Below are 24816 nucleotides of genomic sequence, written 5' to 3'. Positions count from 1 at the left end.
TGACGCCCCATCGGCCCCGGCATCTAATGGAGTGGCACAGTCAATCGCTCATGCCCACAGAGGAGTTGAGTACGCCATGACGAACGACACAGCGTCGGCGGCAGGCCCCGAGGACGGCGGCACGCCGTACCGCTCGCGGCGCCGCATGCTGGTCCGGGCCGGGGTGCCGGTGGCGGTGGCCGCGGCGATCGCCACCGGGATCGGGCTGGTGCCGGCCCTGGCCGCCGACTCCCCGCCCGACCTGCCCTCGCTGACGGCCGAGCAGGTGGTGGCCAAGGCGCTCGGCTCCGACACCCAGGCGCTGTCCGGCACGGTCTCCGTCGCCACCGACCTCGGGCTGCCCACCGCGCTGCTCGGCGCGGCCGGCGGGATCGGCGCCGCGGGCGGGCACGGCGGGGGCTCGTCCGCCTCGGCGGACCCGCAGGCCAAGCTGCTCGACCTGCTCGGCGGCGACCGCACCGTCCGGGTCGCGGTGGACGGTCCGGACCGCCAGCGGGTCGAACTGCTGGAGAACTCGGCGGGCTACACCGTCGTCCACAACGGCGACCAGGCCTGGGCCTGGGACAGCGCCACCAACAGCGCCGTGCACACCACCGGACGGCCCGGCGAGCACCCGAAGGCCCCGGCCGCCCCGCTCACCGGCGCGCCCACCACCCCGCAGGAGGCCGCCAAGCAGTTCCTGTCCGCGAGCGCCGGCACCACCACGGTCAGCGTCGCCGGCACGGCCCGGGTCGCCGGGCACGACGCCTACCAGCTGAGCGTCAAGCCCGCCCAGTCCGGCTCGACGCTGAGCGAGGTGCGGATCTCCGTCGCCGCCGACAACGGGGTGCCGCTCGCCGTCGTGGTGAAGTCCACCGGCGGATCCACCGTGCTGGACGTGCACTTCACCGAGGTGTCCTTCGCCAAGCCGGACGCCAAGACCTTCGACTTCGCCGTGCCCAAGGGCGCCAAGGTCACCGAGCACGCGGCCGGGGCGCACCCGCAGGCCGCCGCGCCCGGCGGCACCGCCGAGCACGACGGGGCCAAGGGTGCCGGGGCCAAGCACGACGCGACCAAGCACGACGGCATGAACGTCATCGGCGAGGGCTGGACGGCGGTCGTCACCACGCAGCTGCCCGGCAACGTGCCGGCGCCGCAGGGCGAGGGCAAGGACAACGGCAAGGGCAACGGCAAGCACCAGGCCAAGCCCTTCAACCCGCAGGCCCTGGCCAAGTCGCTCGGCAAGCCGGTCGACGGCGGCACCCTGGTCAGCACCAAGGTGGTCAACGTGCTGCTCACCGACGACGGCCGGGTCTTCGCCGGCGCGGTGACCCTGCCGGTCCTCCAGCACGCCGCCGGGGTGAACTGACGGATGACCGAGACTCCCGTAACGGGGGACGTTACGGAGTCGGCCGGGGGCCGGGCCGCCGCGTCGCGCCCGGCCCCCGCTCCTTCCGCTCCTCCCTCCGCTCCCCTTTCCCGGGCCGCCCGCACCGACGACGTGATCCGGACCCACGGCCTGACCAAGCGCTTCCACGGCGGCCAACTCGCCGTCGACGGGCTGGACCTGGCGGTGCCGCGCGGCAGCGTCTTCGGCTTCCTCGGCCCCAACGGCTCCGGCAAGACCACCACCATCCGGATGCTGATGGGCCTGATCGCCCCCACCTCCGGCACGGCCAGCGTGCTCGGCGAGTCGATGCCGCAGTCCGTCGGCACCGTGCTGCCCCGGGTCGGCGCGCTGATCGAGGGCCCGGCCCTCTACGGCTTCCTGACCGGCCGGGACAACCTGGTCCGCTTCGACGCCGCCGACCCCACCGCCGACCCGCGCACCCGCCGGCAGCGGGTCGACACCGCGCTGGAGCGGGTCGGCCTGAGCGCGGCGGCCGGCAAGAAGGCCCGCGCCTACTCGCTCGGCATGAAGCAGCGTCTCGGCCTGGCCTCCGCACTGCTGCAGCCGCGCGAGCTGCTGGTGCTGGACGAGCCCACCAACGGGCTGGACCCACAGGGCATGCGGGAGATCCGGACGCTGGTGCGGGAGGTCGCGGCCGAGGGCACCACGGTGTTCCTCTCCTCGCACCTGCTGGACGAGATCGAGCAGGTCTGCAGCCACGCCGCGGTGATGTCCCGGGGCCGGCTGGTGGTGCAGGGCACCGTCGCCGAGCTGGCCGCCCGGGCGCAGGGCCGACTGGTCGTCCGCACCCCCGACACGGCGAAGGCCGCCGAGGTGCTGACCGCCCACCTGGCCGCCGGGCCGGCGGTCGAGGACGACCGGGTGAGCGGCGAGTTGGGCGGCCTCGGCGAGGAGGTGCTGCCCGGGCTGTGCGCGGCGCTGGTGGAGGCCGGCGTCCGGGTGCACGGGTTCGGGCTGGAGCGGGGCACGTTGGAGGACGCCTTCGTGGCGCTGACCGGGGAGGGCTTCGATGTCGCGGGCTGAGGTGACGCGGGACGAGGTGACGCGGGCTGAGGTGGCGCTGGACGGGACGGCGCGGGACGAGGCGGCGCGGAACGAGGCGTCGCGGGACGAAACGGCGCGGGCCGGGGTGCGGCCGCACGGTACGGGCGGCCGGCGGGCACCGACCGCCGCCGGGTCCCTCGCGCTGTTCCGCAACGAGCTGCACCTGGTGTTCCGCCGGCTGCGCACCCAGGTGCTGCTCGGCATCCTGGCGGTGCTGCCGGTCCTGATCGGTGTGGTGGTCAAGCTCAACACGGACAGCGCGCACGACGGCCGCGGCCCGAGCTTCATCGCGCAGACCACCCAGAACGGCGTCTTCCTGATCTTCACCGCACTGGCCGTGGCGCTGCCGATCTTCCTGCCGATGACGGTCGGGGTGGTCGCCGGGGACGCGGTGGCGGGCGAGTCCGCCGCCGGGACGCTGCGCTACCTGCTGGTCGCCCCGGCCGGGCGGACCAGGCTGCTGGCCGCCAAGTTCACCGCCGGCCTGGTGTTCTGCCTGGCCGCCACCGTGGTCGTCACGCTGTCCGCGCTGGCCGCCGGGGCGGTGCTGTTCCCGCTCGGCGACGTCACGCTGATCTCCGGGGACACCATCGGCCTGGTCGACGCGCTGCCGCGGGCGGCGCTGGTGGCCGGCGTGGTGGCGCTCTCGCTGAGCGGGCTGGTGGCGATCGGGCTGTTCGTCTCGACGCTCACCGGCAGCGGCATCGCGGCGATGGCCGCCACCGTGAGCCTGGTGGTCACCGTGCAGATCCTGGACAGCTTCCCGCAGCTGGACGCGATCCGGCCGTTCCTGTTCCCGCACTACTGGATGAGCTTCGGCGACCTGCTGCGGGCGCCGATGTACTGGGACGGCATCCTGAAGGACCTCGGGCTGCAGGCCGCCTACGTCGCCGTGTTCGGTTCGGCCGCCTGGGCCCGGTTCACCAGCCGGGACATCAGCGCGTGACGGCGGCCTCCGCCGCTTCGGCCTCGACCGGCAGCACGGGTCGGGCCGCCGCGGCGGCGGCCCGGCCGGCCCGGTCGGCCCGCACCTGGCGCAGCGCGTCCCAGGTGAGCACCGCCAGCGCGGCCCACACCAGGGCGAAGCCGGCCCAGCGCGCGGGCGGCATCGACTCGTGGAACACCAGGACGCCGCACAGGAACTGGAACACCGGCGCCAGGTACTGCAGCAGCCCGAGGGTGGTCAGCGGCACCTTCACCGCCGCCGCGCCGAAGCACAGCAGCGGGACGGCCGTGATCACGCCGCTGAGCATCAGCAGCGCCGAGTGCCCCCAGCCGTACGAGCCGGGGACGGTGTGCCCGAAGGTGCCGTGCCCGGTGACCTCCAGGTAGACCAGGTAGCCGAGGGCGAAGGGGAACATGAAGGCGCTCTCCGCCGCCAGGCTCTCCAGCCCGCTCAGCCCGACCTGCTTCTTCAGCAGCCCGTAGGTGGCGAAGGAGAAGGCCAGGGTCAGCGCGATCCAGGGCAGCTGCCCGTACGCGACGGCCAGCACCGCGACGGCGGCGGCGCCGATGCCGACCGCCGTCCACTGGGCGCCGCGCAGCCGCTCCTTGAGCACCAGGACGCCGAAGGCGATGGTGACCAGCGGGTTGATGAAGTAGCCGAGGCTGGTCTCCACCACGTGCCCGGCGTTGACGGCCCAGATGTAGACGCCCCAGTTGACCGAGATCACGGCGGCCGCGCCGGCCAGCATGGCGAGCCGGCGGGGCTGGCGCAGCAGCGGGCGTATCCAGCCCCAGTGCCGCTGGGCGACCAGCATCAGGACGACCGCGACCAGCGACCAGACCATCCGGTTGGCCAGGATGTCGTCGGCGGCGCCGGGCTCCAGCAGCGGCCAGAACAGCGGGAAGAGCCCCCACATGCCGTAGGCCGCGATGCCGTTCCAGAGGCCTCGGCCGCTGTCCTGCTGGGTCGTCTGTGGCATGGCCGAGTGCCCTCCCGCGCGCGCGTGTGTCGAAGGGCGACGGTAGCGGGCGGGAGGGCAGGCTGTCATCTCCGTTTCCGGAGTTTGGTCATGACATTGCTTGAATGCTGGACAGGTCCGGGCGTTTCCCGAGGTCAGACGGTTGCGTGAGGCATCCGTCACCCGCCCGTTCAGGCGCCGAGGGCCTCGCGGACGGACTCCGCCAGCGGCACGGTCGGGCGGCCGATCAGCCGGGCCAGGTCGCCCGGGGTGCCGGCCAGCTCGCCGCGCGCGATGCCCGCGTCCACGTCCACCAGCACCTCGGCGAAGCCCTCCGGCAGGCCCGCGCCGACCAGCGCGGCCAGCTGCTCGGCCGGGGCGACGTCCCGGTGCCCGACCGGACGGCCGGAGGCCGCGGCCAGCTCCGCCGCCAGCTCGCCCAGGCTCCACGCGGTGTCGCCGCTCAGCTCGTACACCGTGTTCTCGTGGCCCGCGCCGACCAGGGCCGCGACGGCGGCGTCCGCGTAGTCCCGGCGCGGGGCGGCGGCCACCCGGCCGTCGCCCGCGCTGCCGAGCACCACGCCGCGCTCGACCGTCCCGACCGCGTCGCCCAGGTAGTTCTCCGCGTACCAGCCGTTGCGCAGCAGCACGTACGGCAGCCCGGAGGCCAGGACCAGCTCCTCCGTCGCCTTGTGCTCGTCGGCCAGCCGGAACGTCGCCGCGCCCAGGATGCTGGTGTAGGCGAGCAGCGCCACCCCGGCCGCCGTCGCCGCCTCGATCACGGCCCGGTGCTGCGGGATCCGACTGCCGACCTCGTTGCCCGAGATCAGCAGCACCCGGTCCCCGGCGGCGAAGGCGCCGGCCAGCGACTCCGGCCGGTCGTAGTCGACCACGCGGACGGCCACCCCGCGCGCGGCCAGGTCCGCCGCCTTCTCGGCCGAGCGGACGGCGACCGCCACCTCACCCGCGGGGACCCGTGAAAGCAGCCCCTCGACGACGAGACGGCCGAGCTGGCCGGTGGCTCCGGTGACGACGTACATGGCAGTGCTCCTTCTGGTGTCCTTCAGGTGTCCCCGACCTCGGAACTCACCCTAAGGACGGCACTAACCTTTCGAAAGTACGCACTTCGAAGTAGGGTACTGATGTGAAGGTAAGCAACGAGGTGAACACCGGGGCCGGCACCGAGATCGGCGCACTGCCGCCGGCGAACGTCTTCGACCGGATGTGCCCCTCCCGGGGCGTGCTGGAGCACGTCACCAGCCGCTGGGGCGTCCTCGTGCTCGGCGCGCTGCACGAGCGCGGCTACCGGTTCAGCGAACTGCGGCGGCGGGTCTCGGGGGTCAGCGAGAAGATGCTCGCGCAGACCCTCCAGACCCTGGAACGGGACGGCTTCGTGCTGCGCGAGGCCCACCCGGTGATCCCGCCCCGCGTCGACTACAGCCTGACCCCACTCGGACGGGAGGCGGCCGCGCACGTCTCGGCACTCGCGCACTGGGTGGAGTCCCGGATGTGCGCGGTCGCCGACGCACGCGAGGAGTACGACGCCCGGGCCGTCTAGGGTCTGTCCCCATGAGCGATCCCACGGCCGGTCCCGAACCGATCCCCGGCACCGACACCGAGCAGGCCGTACGCCACCGGGTGACCTGCCGGCGCTGCCACCGGCCGCTGCACGACCCGGAGTCGCGCATCCTGCGGCTCGGGCCGGAGTGCCGGGACCCGGCCGAGCGGGTCGCCCGGTACGACGTCGACCAGGAGCCGCTGCCGGGGATGGGCTGAGGGCCGCTCAGCCCCTTCCTCGGCCCCTTCCTCAGCCCTTCCCGAAGAGGCGGCGCAGCAGGCCCGGGCGGGGCTTCGACCGCTCGGTCGCCCCGGGCTCGGACTCGCTCGCGGGCTCGGACTCGCTTGCGGGCTCGGACTCGGGCTCGGACTCGCTCGCGGGAGCGAGCACGGGCGCCGTCCCGGCCGGCGGCGGCGTGGCCGCCCCGTCCTTGCGCTCGGCGCTCCTGCGCTCGGTGCGCAGCACCAGTTCGCGGGCCAGGGTGAGGGCGTCCGGCCCCAGCCAGGGCGCGGCCAGGACCAGCTGGGCGAACGAGCGCTGGATCGTCACCACCCGGGTCCACTGCGTCTCCGCGATGTGGACCAGCCGCTGCTGGAGCAGGTCGGCGATGTCGGGGCGGGCGTCCGGGTCCGTCCAGCCGATCGCGAGCAGGGCGAAGCCGGCCGCCTCGACCACCCAGTCCTCGGGCCCGAGCAGCAGGTCGCGCAGCAGCCGGCGGCGCTCGGAGTCCGGCCACGGCTGGTCGGTGCGGTGGTGGGCGAGGCCGAGGCAGGCGAAGGACTGGACGGCGCGCACCCAGATCTCGGGCTGGCGGGCGAGCAGGGCGCGGCCGAGGTCGTCCTCGCGCGGCATCGGCGGGTGGACGAGGACGGCGAGCAGTTCCGCCGGCGCCAGCCCGGCCAGCCGGACGGCGTGGTCGTAGGCGGCGGGGACGGTCGGCCAGACGATCTCGGCGGTGGCGCGGACGAGTTCGGCGCTCTCCGGTGCCGGTGCGGCGACGGCCGGGCGCGGCTCGGTGCCGTCCCAGGCCCAGATCCGGGTGGTCGGCTCGGTCAGCGGCAGCCGGAGGTCGGGCTCGCCGACCTGCTGGTACGTGACGGTGGAGCGCGGCAGCGCGAGGTGGAGCGCCAGCAGCGAGCTGGGCGGCTCCAGGGCGGAGACGGTGCAGTCGATCTCGCTGTCGCGGGTGGTGCCCTCGTCGGCGAGCACCTGGCGCAGCACGTTGACGGTCGCCTCGGTGGCGCCGGGCACCATGCCGAGCCAGGGCTCCCGGTGGCTGAGCCGCTCCAGCAGCTCCTGGGCGTACTCGTGGTCGGGGTGGGCGCGGTGGTGGTCGGCGAGGCCGAGCAGGTGTGCCGGGTCGCCGTCGACGGCGTGGCGCAGCGCGTACCGGGCCGGGCCGGCCTTGGGGTGGTCGGGTTCGGCGGCGAGCACCCGGTCCAGCCAGGGCAGGCCTTCGGCGGCGCGGCCGAGGGCGCCGTACAGTTCGGCGACGTCGACGGCCAGGTAGCTGCTGGAGTCGTCCTGCTCGGGCGGGGTGCGGTCGAGCTCCGCCTCCCAGACGGCGAGCGCCGGCTCGGGGCGGCCGTCCGAGCGCAGCGCGTTGCCGAGCATCACGGAGGACAGGTAGCCGGGGGCCAGGCGGTGCGCCCGCTCGGCGAGTTCGACGGCGCGGGTGGTGGCGCCGAGGCGGCGGGTCAGGCCCGAGGCCATCGCCAGCAGCAGCGGGTGGTCGTCGTGCCGGGCCACCACGGCCCGCACGAACGCCTCGAAGGGGCGTACGGAGTCGGCGAGTTCGGCGGGCAGCGGGTCCGGTAGCGGGCCGGCGGTGCGGGCCACCGCCTGGGCGACGGTGTCCGGGTCGACCAGGGCGGGCAGGTCCTCGCGGGCGAGCCAGGCGGTGTGCGCCCAGGGGCGGGCCGGCTCGTACTGGATCGCCGAGGCGAGCAGGCTCACCGCGCTGTCCCAGCCCCCGGCCGCGGCCTCCACGTGGGCCCGGCAGACGACGACGCCCAGGAACACCTGGCCCTCCAGCGGGAACAGCTCGCGGGCCGCCGCCGGGCCGCCCGCCGCCGCGCACAACTCGGCCAGCGCCTCGTGCAGTTCGGGCAGCTGCGGGTCGGCGACGATGGCGTCGGCGAGGTGCTCGGCGGCGTGGTCGAGTTCGCCGGAGTCGATCGCCAGCCGGGCGACCGCGACCTCGCCCTCCGCCGCCAGCTTCCGGTCGTCCTCGTCCTCGGCGCGTCCCATGGCCCGTCCCCCGTCAGTGGTGTCGCTCGTGCGCGGACGAGGCTATCTCGCACATACGACAGGCGGATGATCACCCCGGCGGCCGTCTCAACTTCCCTACTGGATACAACTCTTACGAGTGGTTTAAATCGCATCCGATCCAGGTTCCGGCGCCTTCCCGAGACGATGGCGACGGTGGTTCGCCTCCGAATCACCGTCGCGTTCCACTTCCCGTTCCCCCTGTCGACGGAGAACCGATGAAGCTCTCCCGCACCCTCGCCGCGATCGCCGCGACCGGCGTCCTGAGCACCCTCGCCCTGACCGGCCAGACCGCCCCCGCTGCCGCCGCCGGCTCCTTCGTGGTCAGCGAGGCCCAGTTCAACACGATGTTCCCGAACCGGAACTCCTTCTACACGTACAAGGGCCTCACCGACGCCCTCGGCGCCTACCCCGCCTTCACCACCACCGGCGACGCGGCCACCCGCAAGCGCGAGGCCGCCGCCTTCCTCGCCAACGTCAGCCACGAGACCGGCGGCTGCGCTACGTCGTCGAACAGAACACCGCCAACTACCCGCACTACTGCGACGCTTCACAGCCCTACGGCTGCCCGGCCGGCCGGAGCGCCTACTACGGGCGCGGCCCGCTGCAGCTCAGCTGGAACTTCAACTACAAGGCCGCCGGCGACGCCCTGCACATCGACCTGCTGCACGACCCGTACCAGGTCGAGAAGAACCCGGCCACCGCCTGGAAGACCGGCCTCTGGTTCTGGGACACCCAGAACGGCGCCGGCCGGATGACCCCGCACGACGCCATGGTCAAGAACAAGGGCTTCGGCGAGACCATCCGCAGCATCAACGGCGCGCTGGAGTGCGACGGCAAGAACCCGGACGAGCGCAACGACCGGATCAACCTCTACAAGCGGTTCGTGGGCGCCCTGGGCACCGACGTCGGCGGCGGCAACATCTCCTGCTGACACGGCCTGGTTGTCGGTGCCGTCTGCTCTGATGGCGCACGACAGCGGAACGAGCGAAGCGGGTTGCGGCGATGGGTGTACTGACCGACTACTTCCGGGCGCCCGACGCGGCCGCCGTGGTGCGGGAGTTGGAACTCACCGAGGGCGGGCGACCGGTCTTCGACGGCGTGGAGGCCAAGGGCATCGACCCGGGCGTCGTCCTGGGCCGGCTCGTCGCGGCCCTCCGGCAGGAGCCCTGGCGGGTCGACCTGGTGGCGGACCAGCCGATCTGGCCGACCACCCCGCCCCCCGGACCGGACAGCCGCCCGGACGACGACGACCCGTGGTCGACCGGCCCCTGGGTCACCGAACTCGACGCCGCCACCCGCGACACCCTCGCCGCCGCCACCGGACCTCGGCTGGCGGCGGCCGTCGAGGAGTGGGCTCGCGCGGAGGAGCTGTACGGCGCCCACCCGTCCGACCTGCTCCCCCTCGCCCAGGAGTTCACCGCTCTCGCCCGCCGCGCCCGAGCGGCGGGCGAGCGGCTGTACTGCTGGATCTGCCTGTAGCCCGCCTCGGCAAAACCGCTCGCCCCGGGCCCGCTCCGGCTGCCACCATCCGAGCATGCCCGAGCTGTTCCTGATGATCGGCCTCCCCGGCGCCGGAAAGACCACCAGAGCCCGCCGCATCGCCGCCGAGCGGCGGGCGATCCGCCTCACCCCCGACGAGTGGGTGATCCCGCTGTTCGGCGCGGAGGTGGACGGCAAGCGCGACATCCTCGAAGGCCGGCTGCTCACGCTCGGCCTGGAGGCCCTGCGGGCGGGAGCGGACGTGGTGGTCGACTTCGGCTGCTGGTCCCGCGACGAGCGCTCGGCGATCCGCTCGCTCTCCGCCTCCGCCGGGGCCGCCTGCCACGTGGTCTACCTCCCGGTCGACCACGAGACCCAGACCGCCCGCATCGCCCACCGCTGGGCCACCACCCCCGACCAGACCCTCCCGATGACCGAAGCCGAGATCCGGCTCGGCCGCGCCGGCTTCGAGGAGCCCGACCCCACCGAACTCGACGGCAGCGATCCCGGCCCACCCCCACCCGGCTGGCCCACCTGGCACACCTGGGCCGCCACCCGCTGGCCCTCCTTCACCTGAGGGTCGCCCCCACGCATGAGAAGTCGGCCGGGCCGACTTCCGGTGCCGTACCGGCCCCGGGGATCCGACGACACAGATCCCGAAATAAATCGGTGGGCAGTCGCGAACGCCTCGGTTATGGTGGCCGAACAGGCGGCTCCGCGACGCGCTTCCTTCTCACCTTCCTCTGAAAACCCGTAGCGCGTCCCCTCTCCGCCTGTTTCTCGTTTACGCCTCCGTGGGGGGATCTCACCGCATGCCCCGAGCCATCACGGCTCCTCCCTTCGACGTCCGCGTCGATCTCGATCTCGGTTCGTTCCTCCTCCGCCGGCGCGGCGTCGTCGCCGTCGACCCCGAGGAGCTGCTGCCCGCCGCCGACCCGTGGAGTGCCCGGGGCCTGGTCGCCCTGGACGCCGACCTGGTGGGGCGCGGCTACCTGCTGACGACCCAACTCCGCTCCGCACTGGCCCGGTTGTCGCCCACCGGGCTGGCCGAACTGGGCGACGGGCTGCTCACCCGGATCGACCACCTGCTCGGCGCGGACCGCGAGCACCAGCCCCTGTTCCGCCGCTTCCCCGACGCCGTACCGGACCACGCGCACGTCTTCTACAGCCGCCGGATCCGGGCACTCCTGCTCAACCAGCCCCGCCAGACCTGCGCGCACTGCGGCCGGCGCAGCACCGAGGCCGGGATCGGCGCGCTCGCCCCCTGCGCGCACCTGCTGTGCGCGCCCTGCCTGGACGGCCTGGAGGCCGAGGGCCGGGGCACCCGGTGCCCGCTGTGCGGCACCGGCCTGAGCGCCGGCACGTACCTCGGCGAGGACAGTTCGGCCGGCCGCAAGGCCGCCGAGGCGTCCGGCTTCGACCAGGCCCTGCGCCCGCTGCGCCTCGTCTCGGCGACCCGACTGGCCGCCGCCATGGCCGAGTTCCACCGACTGCTGGCCCGCCGCACCCCGCTCTCCCCGCAGGACCGGGACGACCTGGCCACCCTGCTCGCGCACGCCCCCGCCGACCTGTCGCAGCGGCTGCCCGAGCAGATCCCGCTGCGCGAGACCAAGGCCGCCGTGCTCGCCGCCCTGCTGCGGCGCGACGGCGCGGGCGCCCTGCCCGTCCTCGCCGAGCGGATCGACACGGCCACCGACGTGCTGCGGCTGCTGTGGTCGTGGTCCGGCGCCGAGCCCGACCTGCTGCCCGCCACCGCCCGCCGGCTGCGGCTGCTGAACCTCCCCCGGCCGCTGCGCCGGGGCCTGCTGGAGATCCTGGAGGGCCTGCCGCAGGCCGCCCTGTTCGAGGACCTGCGCCGCCACCGTTCGGCCTGGCTGCGCGCGGGCGAGCTACTGCACCCGTACGAGCACCGGCAGCGGTTCCCCAAGGTGACGGCCGCGTTCGTGCTGCTGCGCGAGACGGACCTGCGCACCCACGAGGTGGGCCGGGAGTTCGCCGAGCCGCCCGCGCCGCTGCGGGTGGTCGAGGCCGGCGAGCACACCCGGCTGGGCTTCACGGGCTTCGCCGGGCGGGTGGAGACGGCGCTCGCCGCCGGGGACGCGGCGGGCGCGGTGCGCGTACTGGCCGCGCGCCCGGGCGAGCTGGTGCGCCGGCTGCACCACGTCCTGCGGGTGCACGCGACCACCGCGCCGGGCGCCCCGCTCCCGGACGGCCTGCCGGAGACGGTCGCCGCCGCGCTGGCCCGGGTCGCCCCGGGCCCGCTGCTCGGCGCGTACGGACGGCTGCGCGGGGCCCGGACGGCGGGCGAGCGGCGGCTGTACTTCCCGCGCGGCACGGTCTCGCTGGCGCACGCCAAGGAGGACCACGGCACCGTCGTGCCCGCCGGACTCAGCGCCCCCGTCTGCGCGTTGATCGAGTCCGAGCTGCTGCGCCGCGCCGCCGCGGGCGGCGAGCGGTACGAGCTGGCGCTGCTGGACGAGGGCCTGGTGGACCTGGTCGCGCCGTTCGCCGAGCGGGCGGCGGCCAAGACCCTGGTGTCGGTGCCGCGCGGAAGCCGGCAGCCGCTGCCGCCCGGGGACCGGCTGCGGCTGTTCGTGCACTGGATGCAGCCGGAGCACCTGCGGGTGGACCTCGACCTGTCGGTCGCGCTGTACGACGCACGGTGGAACTTCCACGGGCTGTGCGACTACACCAACCTGGTGCACGGCGAGCGCGCGGCCGTCCACTCGGGGGACTTCACGACGGCGCCGCCGCCGGACGGGGCGACGGAGTTCGTCGACCTGGACCTCGACCGCCTGGAGCGGGGCGGCGCCCGGTACGCCGTGGTGATCGTCTTCAGCTACAACGACGTCCCCTTCGAGGAGCTGACCGAGGCGTTCGCCGGATTCCTGGACCTCGGCGCGACGCCCGCCGGCGGCCGGCACTACCACCCGAGGGCGGTGCGCCAGCGGCTCGACCTGCAGGGGGACGCCCAGGTGGCGGTGCCGATGATCGTCGACCTGGCGGACCGCCGCTACACCTGGACGGACCTCAACACCGGCGCGGACGGCGGCTTCCACAACGTCCACCGGCACCAGGCCGAGGTCGGCGCGCTCAGCCGGGACGTGCTCGCCCACTTCTCCCCCGAGAACCGGGCCACCCTGTGGGACCTCGCCTGCGCCCGGGCGGCGGCCCGCACGGACGAGGTGGTCGTGCGGGGCGCCGCTGGTGCACGGCGCTGGCGGCGCGGCGAGGCGGAGAGCGTCGAGGAGTTCGCGGCCCGCCTGCGGGCGCTGCGCGACCCGGACGACACCGCCACCGGTTCCCTCACCGATGTGCTCCAAGGACGCCGGGCCTTCGTCGCCCTGGTGAACGGGGACGTCCCGGCGCCGGAGAAGGTGGCCGGCACGCTGTACCGGCTCTACCCGGGGCCGGTGGACGCGGCGGGCGAGGAACTGGAACGCTGGACGGCGGGGGATCTGGTATCGGCTTTCACGCCGAAGCAGCGGTAGGGAACGGCAGGGACCGATGGGCAGTGCGATCGAGTGGGCGGGCGACCCGGTGGCGTTCCTGCCCGCGACCGGCGAGCGGATCGACGAGGTGCTGAGCGTCCTCGACGAGGCGGGCGGCTGGCTGCACGCACGCGGCATCACCGACCAGTGGCCGCCCCGCTTCGACCCCGCGTGGGTGGCCGAGGGGATCGAGCGCGGCCACACCTGGCTGGTGACCGTCGGAGGCAAGGTCTCCGGGACGGTCACCCTGGACCGGGCGGACGCCCTGTGGTCGGACGTCGGCGGCGAGGCCGTCTACGTGCACCGGCTCGCCGTGCGCCGACTGGCGAAGGGCCTGGGCGGCCTCATCCTCGACTGGGCCGGGGAGCAGGCCCGGCAGCACGGGGTCGGCGTCCTGCGCCTGGACTGCGTCGCGCACAACCCGGCGCTGAGGGCGTACTACGAGAGGCAGGGCTTCGCGTACCGGGGCGACGCCCAGGGCCGCTGGGGCGAGGCGCCGCCGGTCTGGCTGAGCCGCTACGAGCGGCCGGCCGCCGCGTAGCGGGACACCGGCTGGTCAGAGGAAGCGGGCGCCCGGCCCCGGCGCCCGGTAGACCTCGTCGGACGGCAGATGGGTGTGCCCGGCCGCGCACTCCAGGACGAGCGAGACCGGCTCGTCGCAGCCGTGCTCCTCGTCCGCGCCCCGGTGCCGGACGACGACCGGCGGACCCTGTTCGTCCGTGAGGTACTTGTCGCCCCAGGCCAGCAGGGCCATCAGGGTCGGGCGCAGGTCCCGGCCCTTGTCGGTGAGCCGGTACTCGAAGCGCTGGCGGTCGCCGGCCTCCTGATAGGGGACGCGCTGCAGGACGCCCGCCGTCACGAGGCTGTCGAGCCGGTTGGAGAGCAGGTTGCTGGCGATCCCCAGCCGCTTCCGGAAGTCGCCGAACCGGCTGACGCCGTCGACGGCCTCGCGCACGATCAGCAGCGACCAGCGCTCGCCGACCACGGACAGGGCGCGCGCCGCCGAGCAGTTCGAGGGGTCGATCCGGCGCAGCTCCCGCCTGTCCGTGTGGTCTGCCATGCACCCGATGATACCCGGCCCGGCACCCCTGGGTTGACAATTGCAACTCAGCAAGGGCAGGCTCTGCCCGACCTGAGTTGCGAAACGAAAGTCAGTTGGGAGACCCCGCCATGCCGATGCTCGACGTGCACATCCCGGACGGTGCCCTCCGGCCCGAGGCCGAGGCCGCGCTGCTCGACCGGATCACCGAGATCCTGATCCGCCACGAGGGCTTCGACCCCGCCGACCCGACCGTCCGGTCCGTGTCCTGGCTGTTCCTCCACCGGCCCGCCGCCGTCTACGTGGGCGGCGAACCCGCCGACGCCCCCCGCTACCGGGTCGTCCCCTCCGTCCCCGAGGGGCAGCTCCCCGAGAAGACCCGGGCCGGCGTCATCGCCGACGTCACCGAGGCGATCCTGGACGCCGAGGAGGGCGCCTGGCCGCGCGACCCCGGCCGGGTCTGGGTGTTCCCCACCGAGATCCCCGAGGGCCACTGGGGCAGCGCCGGGCGGATCAGGCCGCTCGCGGCGATCCTCGCCCGCATCACCGGGAACGACCCGGCGCGGGCCCGCACGCTGGCGACGCAGCGCCTCGCCGCCAGCCGGGCCGAGCACGCCACCTTGCCGTAGCGGCGCCCGTCCGAGGACTGCCCTGCCTTACGCCCGGAGGGCCGGCACTCCCCGTGCCGGCCCTCCGGGCGCCCGCTCAGCCGGCCTTGCCGACCGTCTGGGTGAGCCAGGTGAACACGGACGGCACCAGCGGCTCCCACGTCGACGTCAGGTGCGGCCCGTTGACCTCGACCGGGGTGACGGTGGTCGGCGCCTTCGCCGCCTTCTGCAGCGCCGCCGCGTCCTCCAAGCCGTCGCCCTTCTTCCCCGTCACGTACAGCGCGACGTTCGGCGGCGTCTGCGCCTGCTGCAGCATGTGCAGCGGGTTGGACACCTCGCGCAGGTGCGGGTCCTTGGCGGTCAGCGAGTCCGGCTCGCCCATCGGGTCGTTGTAGCCGGACATGCCGACGGCCGCGTGGTACCGGTTCGGGTGCGCCACCGCGAGCCGTACGGCGCAGTGCGCGCCCGCCGAGTACCCGGCCACCGCCCAGTGCTCCGGGCCGGTGTCGGCGCGGAAGTTGTCGAGCACCATCTGCGTCACGTCGCGCGCCAGCCAGGTCTCGGCGTTGACCTTGCCGGGCACGTCCGCGCAGCCCGTGTCGACGTGCTTGTCGAGCAGCACGACGCGCGGGGCGACCAGGATGAACGGCGCGACCTGCCCGGACTTCATCAGCGGCGCCAGCTGCTTGGAGACGTTCATGCTGCCGAACCAGGCGCTCGACGAGCCCGGGAAGCCCGCGAGCAGCTCGACCACCGGGAACTTCTTGTCCTTGTACGCCGGGTCGTCGTACTGCGGCGGCGTCCAGACCAGCACCTCGCCGTCCACGCCGGAGACCCGCCCCTTCAGGTCGGTCCGCTTCACGTCCTTCGGCACGGCGTCGTCGTCCACGGACGTGAACTGCTGGACCACCTTGGGCTGGTCGGGCGCGTTCGCCGCCGCCGTCGCGTCCGCCGGGGGCGGGACGGGCACGGCGCGCACGTGGTTGCCGGTACCCAGCAGGTCGTCCCAGTTGCTGTACAGCTGGTTGTCGTTGTTGACCATCACGAACACCAGCGTCACGGCCGTGAACTGGGCGAACGCCACCATGAGCAGCCGCACCCCGAAGCGCGCGGCCCGCGGCCCGCGCACCCGGTTCCACAGGTACATCAGGAGGCCGACCGAGAGCGGGACGAGGAGGAGCGAGAGGACGAAGAACGGGGTGCCGGTGAGCTTCACACCAGTGGAAACGTCAGGGAACGGGTGTGCGGTTGCTTCACCGAGGGACGACTTTGCCCGGGGCCGACTTCACCCAGGCACGACTTCACCCAGGGCAGAACGCCGCCCCCTTCCCCCCGCACCCCGGATCCCTAGGCTGAAGGGGTGAGCACTCAAGCGCCGAACGAAGCCCGCGTCATCCCCCTGCGGCCGCAGACCTCGCCGCCCGGGTCCGGCCACACCACCCGCGCCCCGCAGCGGCCGGCCGGGGTTCCCCCGACACCCCCGTCGCCGAGGGAACCCCTGTGGCGCGACCTCGTCGGCGACGCGCTGCGGCGCGAACGGCTCGCCCAGGAACGCACGCTGAAGGACGTCGCGGAGGCGGCCCGGATCTCGATGCCGTACCTGTCCGAGCTGGAGCGCGGCCTCAAGGAGGCCTCCTCCGAGGTCCTCGCGGCCGCCGCCCGGGCGCTGGGGCTCGGCCTCGGCGACCTGCTCTCGCTCGCCCAGGACGAGCTGGCCCGGTACGCGACCGTACGCCGGGCGGGCCAGGGCCGGACGGCGCCGAGCGCGCGCTACGACGGGCTCTGCCTCGTCGCCTGACCTCGGCCGCAGTCAGCCGAACAGGGCTCGCCGGCTCAGCACCTCGTCGGCGAGCCCGTACGCGACGGCCTCCTCGGCGGTGAGCACCATGTCCCGGTCCATGTCGGCGCGCAGCGTCGCCACGTCGTGCCCCGTGTGCCGGGACAGCACCTCCTCCACCTGCGCGCGGATCCGCACCATCTCCTTGGCGGCGAGGCTCAGGTCGGAGACCGTCCCCTGCCGCCCGCCGCTGGCCGGCTGCCCGAGCAGCACCCGCGCGTGCTGGAGCACGAACCGCCGCCCGGGATCGCCGCCCGCCAGCAGCACCGCCGCCGTCGAGGCCGCCTGGCCGACGCAGAACGTGGAGATCGGCGCCTGCACGAAGGTCATCGTGTCGTAGATGGCCATCAGCGAAGTGAACGATCCGCCGGGCGAGTTGAGGTAGATCGAGATCTCCCGCTCGGGGTTCTCCGACTCCAGGTGCAGCAGTTGCGCGATGACCACGTTGGCGACGCCGTCGTCGATCTCCGTGCCGAGGAAGATGATCCGCTCGTTCAGCAGCCGGCTGAAGACGTCGTACGACCGCTCGCCCTGCGCCGTCCGCTGGACGACGTACGGAACCGTGTAGGAGCCCATGGCTACAGCCCCATCCGTCGACGCGAGGAGGCCGGGCGGATGTCGGCGACCGACTCCACCACCCGGTCCACGATCCCGTACTCCCGGGCCTGCTCGGCCGTGAACCAGCGGTCCCGGTCGCCGTCCCGGGCGATCGTCTCCTCGCTCTGGCCGGTGTGCTCGGCGGTGATCCGCTCGATCGCCTGCTTGGTGAACTGCAGGTTCTCCGCCTGGATCACGATGTCCGCCGCCGTGCCGCCGATGCCCGCCGAGGGCTGGTGCATCATGATCCGCGCGTTCGGCAGCGCCAACCGCTTGCCGGGCGCCCCCACGGTGAGCAGGAACTGGCCCATGCTCGCGGCGAAGCCCATCGCCAGGGTGGAGACGTCGTTGGGGATCAGCCGCATCGTGTCGTAGACGGCCAGGCCCGCGCTGACCGAGCCGCCGGGGCTGTTGATGTACAGGCAGATGTCGGTGCGCGGGTCCTCCGCCGAGAGCAGGAGCAACTGCGCGCAGACGCGGTTGGCGGACACGTCGTCGACCTGAGTGCCGAGCAGGACGATGCGCTGCGCGAGCAACTGCGCCGCGAGGTGGTCGTCGAAGGGCGTGGGCGCCGTGTCGCCTTCGCCCGCGCGGGGCCGGAGTCGGGTGGCTGGAGTCATCGGGTCGTCTCCTCGTCTCGTCGAGTCAGGGATGCCGCCGACCTCCACTCTCAGCCCCGGCGGACGCCTGGCGGCGGTTTCTCTGCCCGCCGCAGATTCGCCGACGGCAGAGGCGCCGGCCGGCCCTGTCCGACCGGGGCGCTACGCTCCGCAGCGCTGACGACCGATAAGGAAACGGAGATCCAGAACATGGACGAGCTCTTCGCGGCCCTGCCCGCCCTCGACGCCGGCGAGCAGCCCGCCGGGCCAGGCCGGTACCGGCGGATCGAGCTGGACTTCCCCGAGGGGACGGCCTGGTTCGAGGACCCGTTCAGCGAGGACGCGTTCGGCGTCGAGGTGGGCGAAGGGCCGTGCACGGTCTACCTGTTGCTCGACGGCGAGGAGCGGGCCGACGTGGTGCCCGAGGTGTCCGCCGCCCTGGTGCGGTTCGGCGACGCCCTGCCGGTGGAGACGGGCTGGGAGGGCGAGGGCCTGATGACCGACTCCGGCTTCCTCGTAGTGCGCGGCGGCGGCATGGACACCGGTGTGGACGGCGTCCTCCCCGCGGCGGGCCGCGCCCTGGCGGCCCTGAAGCGCCGCCCGCCGGTGAAGGACGGCCACTGGGACCGCGCGGCCGACCTGGAGCAGGCCCTCGCGGACGCGGGCGTCGAGGCGGAGGCGCTCACCGCCGCCGACGCCGACGCCGAGCCCGGCGACTACGCCGAGGGCTGGCTCGTGGCCTCCGCCCGGCCGGCCCTGCTCGGCTGCTTCGTCGACCCGGACGGCTACCAGCTGCTGCCCTGCCTCGACGCCGAGGGCAACGAGGTCGGCGTCCTGCTCTGCGGCGGGAACACCGCGTTCTAGGGTCGGGGCAGGCCCCGCCGGGGCGAACCCGGACGGGGCTGCCTCCCGACCATCCGCTACGGGACCAGCGCCGCCCTGATCACGCCGGACAGCTCCGCCGTATCGGCGAGGGTGAGGAACCGAACCAGCGCCGTTCGCACCTCGTCCAGGGTGGACGGCAGGCGGTCGGCCGTCAGTCGGTCCGGGGCGATGCCGACGCGGAACTCCTCGTCGTGCAATGCGGTGCGCACCAGCTCCAGCCCCAGGTCGAGCGGCATGCGTTCCCGCAGCGCGAACGTCAGGTGGAACGACGGTTCGGGGTCGCCTGCCGAGCAGTAGGGGCTGTGCACCCACCCGCGGGGAAGGACCAGGGTGTCACCGGGCCCCAACTCGAACTCCGCGCAGGGCTCGGTGCTGTCCCACCGCTCCTGCATCTCCGGCGTCCACATGTCCGGCGAGTCCAGGTATTCGTCCACCGGCCCCGGGACTTCCGGCCGCCAGATCGGCCACCGCTTGCGGCCGTGGATCTGCGTGACCACCGCCTGGAACTGGTCCCAGTGGTGGGTGAGGCCCTGCCTTCCCGGTGGCGTGACGATCCCGGAGACGAACAGGCTGTATCCGGTCTCGGCGTGGATCGCGCGGCACAGCTCGGCCAGGTACGGCAGCCGGCCTTGCAGGTGCCGGAAGTTGATCGTGTGCCCGTCGTCGAACAGGGCCCGGAGCCGGCCGGGACGGATCCTGCCGTCCCGCGAGAACCGTCCGGGGTGGACGGCGCGGCCGTCCTTGACCGCCGCCGTGAGCGCGGGGTCGGTCAGCCCGTGGTCCAGGTACGTCTCGATGAGCGGGAGCGTGATCCGCTCGTCCAACGCGGAACCCTCCCGCCGGTACAGCGCCGGTTCGGTGGGGCAGGCGCGTAAGAGTGCTTCGGCCGCTTCGGGGCCCACCAACGTGGCAAGCGCCATGCAGTCGTCTCCGTTCAGGACAGGGGGCAGGGGATGTCGGGGTGGAACCGATGGGGGCACGCGACCACGGCGGCGCTGATCATCCGTTCGCCGGGGAGGTAGTGCGCCCACACCACGTCGGTTCCGTGGCCGAGGGCGTCGCGGGCGAAGTCGGCCTTGGCACCGAGCCCGCAGTCGACCGCTCCCCAGTCCGACCGGACGGCGGGGGGATGCCGGTGGTAGGTCTCGACCAGCCAGTCGACGGCCGATTCGGGGTCCTTCCAGGTCTGCGCCGCGAGGTACGACGGGCGGCGCAGGAGGTAGTGCCCGGTTTGCATGGGTGGGACGGTCCGCTGCTCGAACGGCGTGTGGGCTTCCTGGTCGGCGTGCTTCAGGCCGGAGACCATCGCGTGCCAAGCCGAGTCGAACGGCGTCGGTCGGCGCAGGTACTCGCTGTGGTACTGGTCGGGCCTGCCCGTCCAAGGGCCGTAACCGTGCAAGTGGCCGGAAAATGTCACGGGTTATCCTCCACGGAGCGCGGGGACGCCTGTTCCAACTAGACCTTGGAGCAGGCGCCCCCGTGTGCTTCAGCGGTGGGTCAGACTACGGCTTCAGACCGACAGTCCCCGGGAGCTCACCCAGGTGAGGGCGAACGCATCCAACTCGGCTCCGGTCATCCGCAGTTCGCGGCCGGCCCCCTCGGGCTTGGTGTCGGCCAGCACGTAGCCGTCGTGCGCGCCGGGGATGGCGGCGAGGCTCACGCAGGATTCGTTGTCGCTGGTGAGGTTGCCGCCGCACTGGCGCTCGAACTACGCGCTCTCGATCGACAGCGCGTACAGGTCGGTCGTCATGGATCCTCCAAGGGGATCGGTGATTCCGGCCGATCGGACGACCGGCCGGGGTCGGTGCCCCGCCTCCTCATCCGCCGAGGCGCTGGGTGCGCGAGTTGAGGCGGGTGGCGGGGAAGGGGGAGTTGCGGCCGGCGCCCTCGCGGTAGGCGATGCGCTGGACGGCCATGAGGAGGCGGTAGAGGTTGAGGGCGGCCTCGGAGTCGTCGGCGGCGATGCCCAGGTGGTGGATGAAGTCTTCGAGCGCGGGCCAGTCGAAGTCGTCGGGGACGGGCTTGGTCGCGGGAGTGCTGGAGGTGGAGTTGAACGCGGCGGCGACGGCGTAGCGGGTCGCGGCGAGGGCGTTGGCGACGGCCTCGGGGGTGGGGGCGAACTCGGTCACGGCGGGGACTCCGCTTCGTCGGTCTTTGCAACCTTGAGCGCAGTGATGGCGCCCAGCGCGACCGTGGCGATCGCGAGAGCGAGGAGGACGAGGAACGCGGAGGCGATCAGGAACCGCACGAGGCCTCGCGCTCGGCGTCGAGGAGCAGGGTGAGGAGGTTGAGGAGAGTCGAGGCCGGGGCCGTGCTGAAGCGGACGAGGACGCGACCGTCGATCGTGTGGTCGGTGGTGGCGGAGGGCCAGACCAGGCCGAACTTCTTGCCTCGCTCGTGGACTTCGGCGAGCAGGGCGCGGATCTGCTTGTCGGTGTAGTGCCTGATCCGGGGATCGGTGGGCTTCATCGGGTGGCGCTTCACGCGGCGGCCTCCAGGGCCAGCAGTTCGAACCAGACGACCTTGCCGTGTTTGCGGAGGTCGGCGCCGAAACGGTGGGTGAGGGACTGGACGAGGTGCAGGCCGCGTCCGGAGAGGGCGAGGGGGTCGGCGGAGGTGCGGGCCTCGGGCAGGACGGGGCTGTCGTCCCGGACGGAGACCCGGAGCCGGTGGCCGTCGAGGGAGACGACGACCATCGGCGCCTCGCTGCCGGCGTGGCGCCAGGCGTTCACGAAGAGCTCCTGAAGGGCGAGTTCGGCGTCCGAGATGGTGGACGGCGGCCACCCGGCGGAGCTGAGGAGGTCGCAGAGCTCCGCACGGGCCGGGGAGCAGTCGGGGGGACTGAGGGCACACATGAGCAACCCCTAGGAGGATAAGAGGGGGCACTGACGAACCGTCATGTGATCGGTGCAACACTGAGAGTAGGGGCGGCTCTAGCAAGGTTGCAAGCCCATCACTCGTTAGTGGCATCCCGCACCGGTTGTACGCGAGACTGCGCCCACAGGGAAGGACGATCGTGGGATACAAGGGACCAATCAGCCAGCGGCAGCGCAGGTTTGGCGAGGAGCTGCAACGCCTGCGCACGTCAGCCGGGTTGTCGGCGCCGGAGGCTGGCGCGCTTGTCGGCATGAAGGGCCCCGCCGTCAGCCACACCGAAGCGGGCCGCATCACCCTGAATCCCGAACGTCTTGAAGTCTGGCTCGACGCCTACGGGTGCACGGACTCGGCATACCGCAACGGCATGGCCGAAATGGGTCGGAGCAGCGGCAAGGGCTGGTGGAGCGAGTACGAGGACAAGGTCCCGATGCTTGCGTTGGACTTGGCGGAGGTGGAGGACAGGGCGAAGACCTTCTCCACCTTCGATGCTCTATACATTCCGGGGCTGCTTCAAGTTCCCGATTACGTTGAAGCCATCTACAGGAAGCCTGATCGAGACCGCCGCTGGGACATCGAGTTCCGCCTGCAACGGCAGCGCATCCTGACTGACGATAAGCACCGACAGTTCCGGTTCATCATCCACGAGGCAGCTCTGCGGATGCAATTCGCTGGCAAGTCAGTAATGCGGGAACAGCTCCTCCACCTCATCGACATGGCAGAACTTCCCAATGTCTCCATCCAGATCATGCCATTCGACGCCACCGGCGATCACTACTCGGGCAACTTCCTCATCTGCGATCCCGGGTGCGTCCCGCTCTCAACCATCGTCTTGGATGGGCCAAAGCGTGCCATTCACCTTGGCGATCCGGCAGACGTGACGGCATACCATCAGAAGTTTCGAGAGGCCATGAACCTTTCGCTCCCTGCAGTCGATGCTGTCAAGCCTCGACGTGACGCACACTCTCGTGATTCCTGGGGGCTCCTTCAACACGTCCTCTACAAGCTTCAGATCTGAAAGGCACTGCCCGATGTCCCATCTGGCCTGGCAAAAGTCATCGTTCAGCAGCGCAGACGGTGGAACCAACTGCATTGAGCTGGCAACTGATACCAAAATGCGGCTCCACCTGCGCGAGTCCGACGACCCGGCCGTCATCGTCACCACGACCACTGCCACGCTCCGGGCCTTCCTCCTCGGCGCCAAGGCCGGCGACTTCGACTACCTGGCCTGAACCCCTACCTATCCCTCTCCCGCCCGCTCGCCGCCTCGGCGAGCGGGCGGGGTGGTCTCTCCGCTCGCGCCCCTCCCCTGCCCTACCGTCTGCGCGGCACGAGTCCGGCCTCGAAGGCGGTGATCGCCAGGTGGACGCGGTCCCGGGCTTCGAGCTTGGCGAACAGGCGCGCGACATGCGTCTTCGCGGTCGCCGCGCTGATCACCAATCGCTCGGCTATCTCGGCGTTCGACAGGCCCTGTCCGACCAGGGCCAGCACCTCGCGCTCCCGGTCGGTGATCCCCGCGATGAGACGTGAGTCCGCGGCGGGCTCGGCGTCCGGTTCGGGGGCCGCGGGGCCGGACGTTCCGGCGAAGTCCGCGATCAGCCGGCGGGTCACGCTCGGCGCGATCAACGCGTCGCCGGCCGCCACCACGCGGATCGCGTCCAGGATCGCGTCCAGGGCCATGCTCTTGAGCAGGAATCCGCTGGCACCGGCGCGCAGAGCGCCGTAGACGTACTCGTCGTCGTCGAAGGTCGTCAGCACCAGCACCTTGGGCGGGTCCGGCTCGGCGGTCGCCTGCCGGGTCGCCTCGATCCCGTCCATGCCGGGCATCCGGATGTCCATCACCACCACGTCCGGCCGCAGTTCACGCACCAGGCGCACCGCCTCGCCGCCGTCGCCGGCCTCGCCGACCACCTCCAGGTCGTCGGTGTCGCCGATCAGGATCCCGAGCCCGACCAGCATCAGCGGCTGGTCGTCGACCAGCAGTACTCGCACGCTCATGCCGGGAGCCTAGCCGTCACCCGGAATCCGCCCTCCGGACGCCGGCCGGCGCTGAACTGGCCGGACAGCAACGTCACCCGCTCGCGCATGCCGAGCAGGCCGAAGCCGCTCCCGACTGGCGTCGTCGAGTGCCTGGGACGGCCGGGCCCGCCCGGGCCGTCGTCTCCGTCGTCCACCACCTCGATCGTCACTCCTTCCGGCTCGTATCCGACCGCGACCCGGCACGTCCGCGCCCCGGAGTGCCGCAGCACGTTCGTCAGCGACTCCTGGATGATCCGGAACGCCGACAGTTCGATCTCCGGCGGCAGCGGACGCCGCTCGCCCCGCCAGGCCACGTGGACCCGCACCCCGGCGTCGGCCGTGCGTTCGGCGAGCCGCGGGATATCGGCCAGGCTGCCGGCCGGCGCCAGCGGAGCGGCCTGCGGCATGGCGTCGTCCGGCTCGGCGCGGCGCAGCGCCCCGAGCATGCGCTGCAGCTCGAGCAGCGTCTGGCGGCTGGTGGTCTCGATGCCGGTCAGCGCCTGCCGCGTCTGCTCGGGCTTGGTGTCCACGACCCGCGCCGCCGCTCCCGACAGCACCGTGATGATCCCGATGCTGTGCGCGACGCTGTCGTGCAGTTCGCGGGCGATCCGCAGCCGCTCGGTGACGACGGCGCGGGCCGCCCTCTGCTCGTGCAGGGCTTCGAGGTATTCACCGCGTTTGCGATACACCCCCCCGATGACCCACGCGACCGCGAGCCACGACGCGTAGTGCCCGGCCCATCCGGCCGCGTCGCCGACGGAGCCCTCGGGGTTGACGTGGGTGAAGTTGACGAACGCGGTCGCGACGGCCGCGACGGAGCCGACGGCGGCAGCCTTCGGCCGCCGGACGGCGAGGTACCCGCCCAAGGCGATGAGCAGGACGAACACGGTCAAGGGCCGCGCGCCGAAGATGTCGCTGAGGGCCGCTTCGCCCAGGATCGCCGCGAAGACTGCCGCCGGCAGACGGTGCACCAGCAGAACCGGAAGGGCGAGCACGACGCACAGACCCATCGTCTGGAAGGGCCCGAGGCCGGGAAACCAGAACAGGCCGTCGAAGTGCCTGGCCTCAGGGACCGGCATCGTGAAGCCGAGCATCAGCGCGTAGAAGCAGGTGGTGGCCAACACCACGGCCTGTGACCTCAGCCAGGTCACGCGCTTCGATGTCGGGAGACGCTGGAGGAGCTCTTCCATACGGTGATCGTATTCAGCGGCTTCGGCTCCG

30 protein-coding genes and 1 pseudogene are annotated in these 24816 nt (G+C 72.8%); 15 read left to right on the top strand and 16 right to left on the bottom strand.

All coding sequences use genetic code 11. The features are described from left to right. Nucleotides 1-76 precede the first annotated feature (76 nt). From ACPC54_RS11275 to ACPC54_RS11265, 3 genes are read left to right on the top strand one after another with little or no spacing between them, the layout of a single operon-like run. Nucleotides 77-1348, top strand: coding sequence for a LolA family protein (locus ACPC54_RS11275; RefSeq protein WP_498963662.1), 1272 nt, complete (start codon nt 77-79; stop codon nt 1346-1348). A gap of 3 nt (nt 1349-1351) precedes the next feature. Beyond that, a complete protein-coding gene (locus ACPC54_RS11270) occupies nt 1352-2413 on the top strand; it encodes an ABC transporter ATP-binding protein (RefSeq protein ID WP_498963660.1) in 1062 nt (353 codons plus the stop codon). Continuing rightward, nucleotides 2400-3380: an ABC transporter permease gene (locus ACPC54_RS11265; protein ID WP_498963658.1), complete on the top strand. Its 981-nt coding sequence runs from the start codon at nt 2400-2402 to the stop codon at nt 3378-3380. Before ACPC54_RS11270 ends, ACPC54_RS11265 begins: the two co-directional genes overlap by 14 nt. Here ACPC54_RS11265 and rarD read toward each other — a convergent pair. Next, entirely contained in the window at nt 3370-4359 is a 990-nt protein-coding gene (rarD, locus tag ACPC54_RS11260; protein WP_498963656.1) for an EamA family transporter RarD, read from the bottom strand. The genes ACPC54_RS11265 and rarD overlap by 11 nt on opposite strands. Before the next feature lie 170 nt (nt 4360-4529). Continuing rightward, the gene (locus ACPC54_RS11255; protein ID WP_498963654.1) at nt 4530-5378 is read right to left on the bottom strand and encodes an SDR family oxidoreductase; all 849 of its coding nucleotides are present in this window, start codon (nt 5376-5378) and stop codon (nt 4530-4532) included. Nucleotides 5379-5560: 182 nt separating this feature from the next. Between ACPC54_RS11255 and ACPC54_RS11250 the strand changes: the two genes are divergently transcribed. Together ACPC54_RS11250 and ACPC54_RS11245 are read left to right on the top strand one after the other, a co-directional pair. Further along, nucleotides 5561-5896 (top strand): winged helix-turn-helix transcriptional regulator, encoded by a 336-nt coding sequence (locus ACPC54_RS11250; RefSeq protein WP_498963844.1) that lies wholly within the window; start codon nt 5561-5563, stop codon nt 5894-5896. Between the two features lie 11 nt (nt 5897-5907). Next, nucleotides 5908-6114, top strand: a complete 207-nt coding sequence (locus ACPC54_RS11245) for a DUF6011 domain-containing protein (RefSeq protein ID WP_498963652.1) — start codon at nt 5908-5910, stop codon at nt 6112-6114. Nucleotides 6115-6145: 31 nt separating this feature from the next. Here ACPC54_RS11245 and ACPC54_RS11240 read toward each other — a convergent pair whose 3' ends face one another. Then, the gene (locus ACPC54_RS11240; RefSeq protein ID WP_498963650.1) at nt 6146-8146 is read right to left on the bottom strand and encodes a hypothetical protein; all 2001 of its coding nucleotides are present in this window, start codon (nt 8144-8146) and stop codon (nt 6146-6148) included. A 236-nt stretch (nt 8147-8382) separates the two neighbouring features. Here ACPC54_RS11240 and ACPC54_RS11235 point away from each other — a divergent pair. The 5 genes and pseudogenes from ACPC54_RS11235 (at nt 8383) to ACPC54_RS11215 (ending at nt 13678) form a co-directional block, all read left to right on the top strand. Further along, nucleotides 8383-9098: pseudogene (locus tag ACPC54_RS11235) on the top strand (chitinase). A gap of 71 nt (nt 9099-9169) precedes the next feature. Then, nucleotides 9170-9646 (top strand): hypothetical protein, encoded by a 477-nt coding sequence (locus tag ACPC54_RS11230; RefSeq protein ID WP_498963648.1) that lies wholly within the window; start codon nt 9170-9172, stop codon nt 9644-9646. A gap of 55 nt (nt 9647-9701) precedes the next feature. Further along, nucleotides 9702-10223, top strand: coding sequence for a P-loop nucleotide/nucleoside kinase family protein (locus ACPC54_RS11225; protein WP_498963646.1), 522 nt, complete (start codon nt 9702-9704; stop codon nt 10221-10223). A 235-nt stretch (nt 10224-10458) separates the two neighbouring features. Then, complete coding sequence (locus tag ACPC54_RS11220; RefSeq protein ID WP_498963643.1) at nt 10459-13137, top strand: MXAN_6230/SCO0854 family RING domain-containing protein; 2679 nt, start codon at nt 10459-10461, stop codon at nt 13135-13137. A gap of 16 nt (nt 13138-13153) precedes the next feature. After that, nucleotides 13154-13678, top strand: coding sequence for a GNAT family N-acetyltransferase (locus tag ACPC54_RS11215; RefSeq protein ID WP_498963641.1), 525 nt, complete (start codon nt 13154-13156; stop codon nt 13676-13678). Nucleotides 13679-13693: 15 nt separating this feature from the next. Here ACPC54_RS11215 and ACPC54_RS11210 read toward each other — a convergent pair whose 3' ends face one another. After that, nucleotides 13694-14197 (bottom strand): winged helix-turn-helix transcriptional regulator, encoded by a 504-nt coding sequence (locus tag ACPC54_RS11210; RefSeq protein ID WP_498963639.1) that lies wholly within the window; start codon nt 14195-14197, stop codon nt 13694-13696. Between the two features lie 110 nt (nt 14198-14307). Between ACPC54_RS11210 and ACPC54_RS11205 the strand changes: the two genes are divergently transcribed. Next, nucleotides 14308-14805, top strand: a complete 498-nt coding sequence (locus ACPC54_RS11205; protein WP_498963637.1) for a tautomerase family protein — start codon at nt 14308-14310, stop codon at nt 14803-14805. Between the two features lie 76 nt (nt 14806-14881). Here the strand turns inward: ACPC54_RS11205 and ACPC54_RS11200 are convergent, their stop codons facing one another. Beyond that, the gene (locus tag ACPC54_RS11200; RefSeq protein ID WP_498963635.1) at nt 14882-16000 is read right to left on the bottom strand and encodes an alpha/beta hydrolase; all 1119 of its coding nucleotides are present in this window, start codon (nt 15998-16000) and stop codon (nt 14882-14884) included. Between the two features lie 144 nt (nt 16001-16144). Between ACPC54_RS11200 and ACPC54_RS11195 the strand changes: the two genes are divergently transcribed. Next, entirely contained in the window at nt 16145-16582 is a 438-nt protein-coding gene (locus ACPC54_RS11195; RefSeq protein WP_498963633.1) for a helix-turn-helix domain-containing protein, read from the top strand. Between the two features lie 12 nt (nt 16583-16594). On the opposite strand, the gene ACPC54_RS11190 is transcribed toward ACPC54_RS11195, so the two are convergent. Next, entirely contained in the window at nt 16595-17197 is a 603-nt protein-coding gene (locus ACPC54_RS11190) for a ClpP family protease (RefSeq protein ID WP_498963631.1), read from the bottom strand. 2 nt (nt 17198-17199) lie between these two features. Beyond that, nucleotides 17200-17838, bottom strand: coding sequence for an ATP-dependent Clp protease proteolytic subunit (locus tag ACPC54_RS11185; RefSeq protein ID WP_498963629.1), 639 nt, complete (start codon nt 17836-17838; stop codon nt 17200-17202). Between the two features lie 189 nt (nt 17839-18027). Here ACPC54_RS11185 and ACPC54_RS11180 point away from each other — a divergent pair, with 189 nt between their 5' ends. Next, a complete protein-coding gene (locus ACPC54_RS11180) occupies nt 18028-18681 on the top strand; it encodes a hypothetical protein (protein ID WP_498963627.1) in 654 nt (217 codons plus the stop codon). A 56-nt stretch (nt 18682-18737) separates the two neighbouring features. Here the strand turns inward: ACPC54_RS11180 and ACPC54_RS11175 are convergent, their stop codons facing one another. From ACPC54_RS11175 to ACPC54_RS11145, 7 genes are all read right to left on the bottom strand, one after another. Beyond that, complete coding sequence (locus tag ACPC54_RS11175) at nt 18738-19622, bottom strand: JmjC domain-containing protein (RefSeq protein WP_498963625.1); 885 nt, start codon at nt 19620-19622, stop codon at nt 18738-18740. Nucleotides 19623-19636: 14 nt separating this feature from the next. Continuing rightward, the gene (locus ACPC54_RS11170; protein WP_498963623.1) at nt 19637-20119 is read right to left on the bottom strand and encodes a hypothetical protein; all 483 of its coding nucleotides are present in this window, start codon (nt 20117-20119) and stop codon (nt 19637-19639) included. A gap of 93 nt (nt 20120-20212) precedes the next feature. After that, nucleotides 20213-20362, bottom strand: a complete 150-nt coding sequence (locus ACPC54_RS11165; protein ID WP_498963621.1) for a hypothetical protein — start codon at nt 20360-20362, stop codon at nt 20213-20215. Between the two features lie 157 nt (nt 20363-20519). Then, nucleotides 20520-20831 carry a hypothetical protein gene (locus ACPC54_RS11160; protein ID WP_498963619.1) on the bottom strand — a complete coding sequence of 104 codons (312 nt, stop codon included), beginning with the start codon at nt 20829-20831 and terminating at the stop codon, nt 20520-20522. Next, nucleotides 20828-20950 (bottom strand): hypothetical protein, encoded by a 123-nt coding sequence (locus ACPC54_RS11155; protein WP_498963617.1) that lies wholly within the window; start codon nt 20948-20950, stop codon nt 20828-20830. The genes ACPC54_RS11160 and ACPC54_RS11155 overlap by 4 nt, the downstream gene beginning before the upstream one ends. Next, a complete protein-coding gene (locus ACPC54_RS11150) occupies nt 20938-21186 on the bottom strand; it encodes a hypothetical protein (RefSeq protein WP_498963615.1) in 249 nt (82 codons plus the stop codon). Before ACPC54_RS11150 ends, ACPC54_RS11155 begins: the two co-directional genes overlap by 13 nt. Beyond that, a complete protein-coding gene (locus ACPC54_RS11145) occupies nt 21183-21557 on the bottom strand; it encodes an ATP-binding protein (protein WP_498963613.1) in 375 nt (124 codons plus the stop codon). Before ACPC54_RS11145 ends, ACPC54_RS11150 begins: the two co-directional genes overlap by 4 nt. A gap of 161 nt (nt 21558-21718) precedes the next feature. On the opposite strand from ACPC54_RS11145, the gene ACPC54_RS11140 reads away from it, so the two are divergent. Beyond that, nucleotides 21719-22594, top strand: a complete 876-nt coding sequence (locus tag ACPC54_RS11140; protein WP_498963611.1) for a helix-turn-helix domain-containing protein — start codon at nt 21719-21721, stop codon at nt 22592-22594. Next, complete coding sequence (locus tag ACPC54_RS11135) at nt 22512-22808, top strand: DUF397 domain-containing protein (protein ID WP_498963609.1); 297 nt, start codon at nt 22512-22514, stop codon at nt 22806-22808. The genes ACPC54_RS11140 and ACPC54_RS11135 overlap by 83 nt, the downstream gene beginning before the upstream one ends. An 82-nt stretch (nt 22809-22890) precedes the next feature. On the opposite strand, the gene ACPC54_RS11130 is transcribed toward ACPC54_RS11135, so the two are convergent. After that, entirely contained in the window at nt 22891-23574 is a 684-nt protein-coding gene (locus ACPC54_RS11130; RefSeq protein WP_498963607.1) for a response regulator, read from the bottom strand. Next, a complete protein-coding gene (locus ACPC54_RS11125; protein WP_498963605.1) occupies nt 23571-24785 on the bottom strand; it encodes a sensor histidine kinase in 1215 nt (404 codons plus the stop codon). The genes ACPC54_RS11130 and ACPC54_RS11125 overlap by 4 nt, the downstream gene beginning before the upstream one ends. Nucleotides 24786-24816 lie beyond the last annotated feature (31 nt).

It is taken from the genome of Kitasatospora sp. NPDC094028, from assembly GCF_049543595.1.
In the GTDB taxonomy this organism is placed as follows: domain Bacteria; phylum Actinomycetota; class Actinomycetes; order Streptomycetales; family Streptomycetaceae; genus Kitasatospora.
This window is presented reverse-complemented; position numbering and strand designations above follow the sequence as displayed.

Bases quoted from the DNA above. Each gene is read 5' to 3' on its own strand.
- ACPC54_RS11275 (WP_498963662.1), top strand. From the start codon at position 77: ATGACGAACGACACAGCGTCGGCGGCAGGCCCCGAGGACGGCGGCACG.
- ACPC54_RS11270 (WP_498963660.1), top strand. From the start codon at position 1,352: ATGACCGAGACTCCCGTAACGGGGGACGTTACGGAGTCGGCCGGGGGC.
- ACPC54_RS11265 (WP_498963658.1), top strand. From the start codon at position 2,400: ATGTCGCGGGCTGAGGTGACGCGGGACGAGGTGACGCGGGCTGAGGTG.
- rarD (WP_498963656.1), bottom strand. From the start codon at position 4,359: ATGCCACAGACGACCCAGCAGGACAGCGGCCGAGGCCTCTGGAACGGC.
- ACPC54_RS11255 (WP_498963654.1), bottom strand. From the start codon at position 5,378: ATGTACGTCGTCACCGGAGCCACCGGCCAGCTCGGCCGTCTCGTCGTC.
- ACPC54_RS11250 (WP_498963844.1), top strand. From the start codon at position 5,561: ATGTGCCCCTCCCGGGGCGTGCTGGAGCACGTCACCAGCCGCTGGGGC.
- ACPC54_RS11245 (WP_498963652.1), top strand. From the start codon at position 5,908: ATGAGCGATCCCACGGCCGGTCCCGAACCGATCCCCGGCACCGACACC.
- ACPC54_RS11240 (WP_498963650.1), bottom strand. From the start codon at position 8,146: ATGGGACGCGCCGAGGACGAGGACGACCGGAAGCTGGCGGCGGAGGGC.
- ACPC54_RS11230 (WP_498963648.1), top strand. From the start codon at position 9,170: ATGGGTGTACTGACCGACTACTTCCGGGCGCCCGACGCGGCCGCCGTG.
- ACPC54_RS11225 (WP_498963646.1), top strand. From the start codon at position 9,702: ATGCCCGAGCTGTTCCTGATGATCGGCCTCCCCGGCGCCGGAAAGACC.
- ACPC54_RS11220 (WP_498963643.1), top strand. From the start codon at position 10,459: ATGCCCCGAGCCATCACGGCTCCTCCCTTCGACGTCCGCGTCGATCTC.
- ACPC54_RS11215 (WP_498963641.1), top strand. From the start codon at position 13,154: ATGGGCAGTGCGATCGAGTGGGCGGGCGACCCGGTGGCGTTCCTGCCC.
- ACPC54_RS11210 (WP_498963639.1), bottom strand. From the start codon at position 14,197: ATGGCAGACCACACGGACAGGCGGGAGCTGCGCCGGATCGACCCCTCG.
- ACPC54_RS11205 (WP_498963637.1), top strand. From the start codon at position 14,308: ATGCCGATGCTCGACGTGCACATCCCGGACGGTGCCCTCCGGCCCGAG.
- ACPC54_RS11190 (WP_498963631.1), bottom strand. From the start codon at position 17,197: ATGGGCTCCTACACGGTTCCGTACGTCGTCCAGCGGACGGCGCAGGGC.
- ACPC54_RS11185 (WP_498963629.1), bottom strand. From the start codon at position 17,838: ATGACTCCAGCCACCCGACTCCGGCCCCGCGCGGGCGAAGGCGACACG.
- ACPC54_RS11180 (WP_498963627.1), top strand. From the start codon at position 18,028: ATGGACGAGCTCTTCGCGGCCCTGCCCGCCCTCGACGCCGGCGAGCAG.
- ACPC54_RS11175 (WP_498963625.1), bottom strand. From the start codon at position 19,622: ATGGCGCTTGCCACGTTGGTGGGCCCCGAAGCGGCCGAAGCACTCTTA.
- ACPC54_RS11145 (WP_498963613.1), bottom strand. From the start codon at position 21,557: ATGTGTGCCCTCAGTCCCCCCGACTGCTCCCCGGCCCGTGCGGAGCTC.
- ACPC54_RS11135 (WP_498963609.1), top strand. From the start codon at position 22,512: ATGCTGTCAAGCCTCGACGTGACGCACACTCTCGTGATTCCTGGGGGC.
- ACPC54_RS11130 (WP_498963607.1), bottom strand. From the start codon at position 23,574: ATGAGCGTGCGAGTACTGCTGGTCGACGACCAGCCGCTGATGCTGGTC.
- ACPC54_RS11125 (WP_498963605.1), bottom strand. From the start codon at position 24,785: ATGGAAGAGCTCCTCCAGCGTCTCCCGACATCGAAGCGCGTGACCTGG.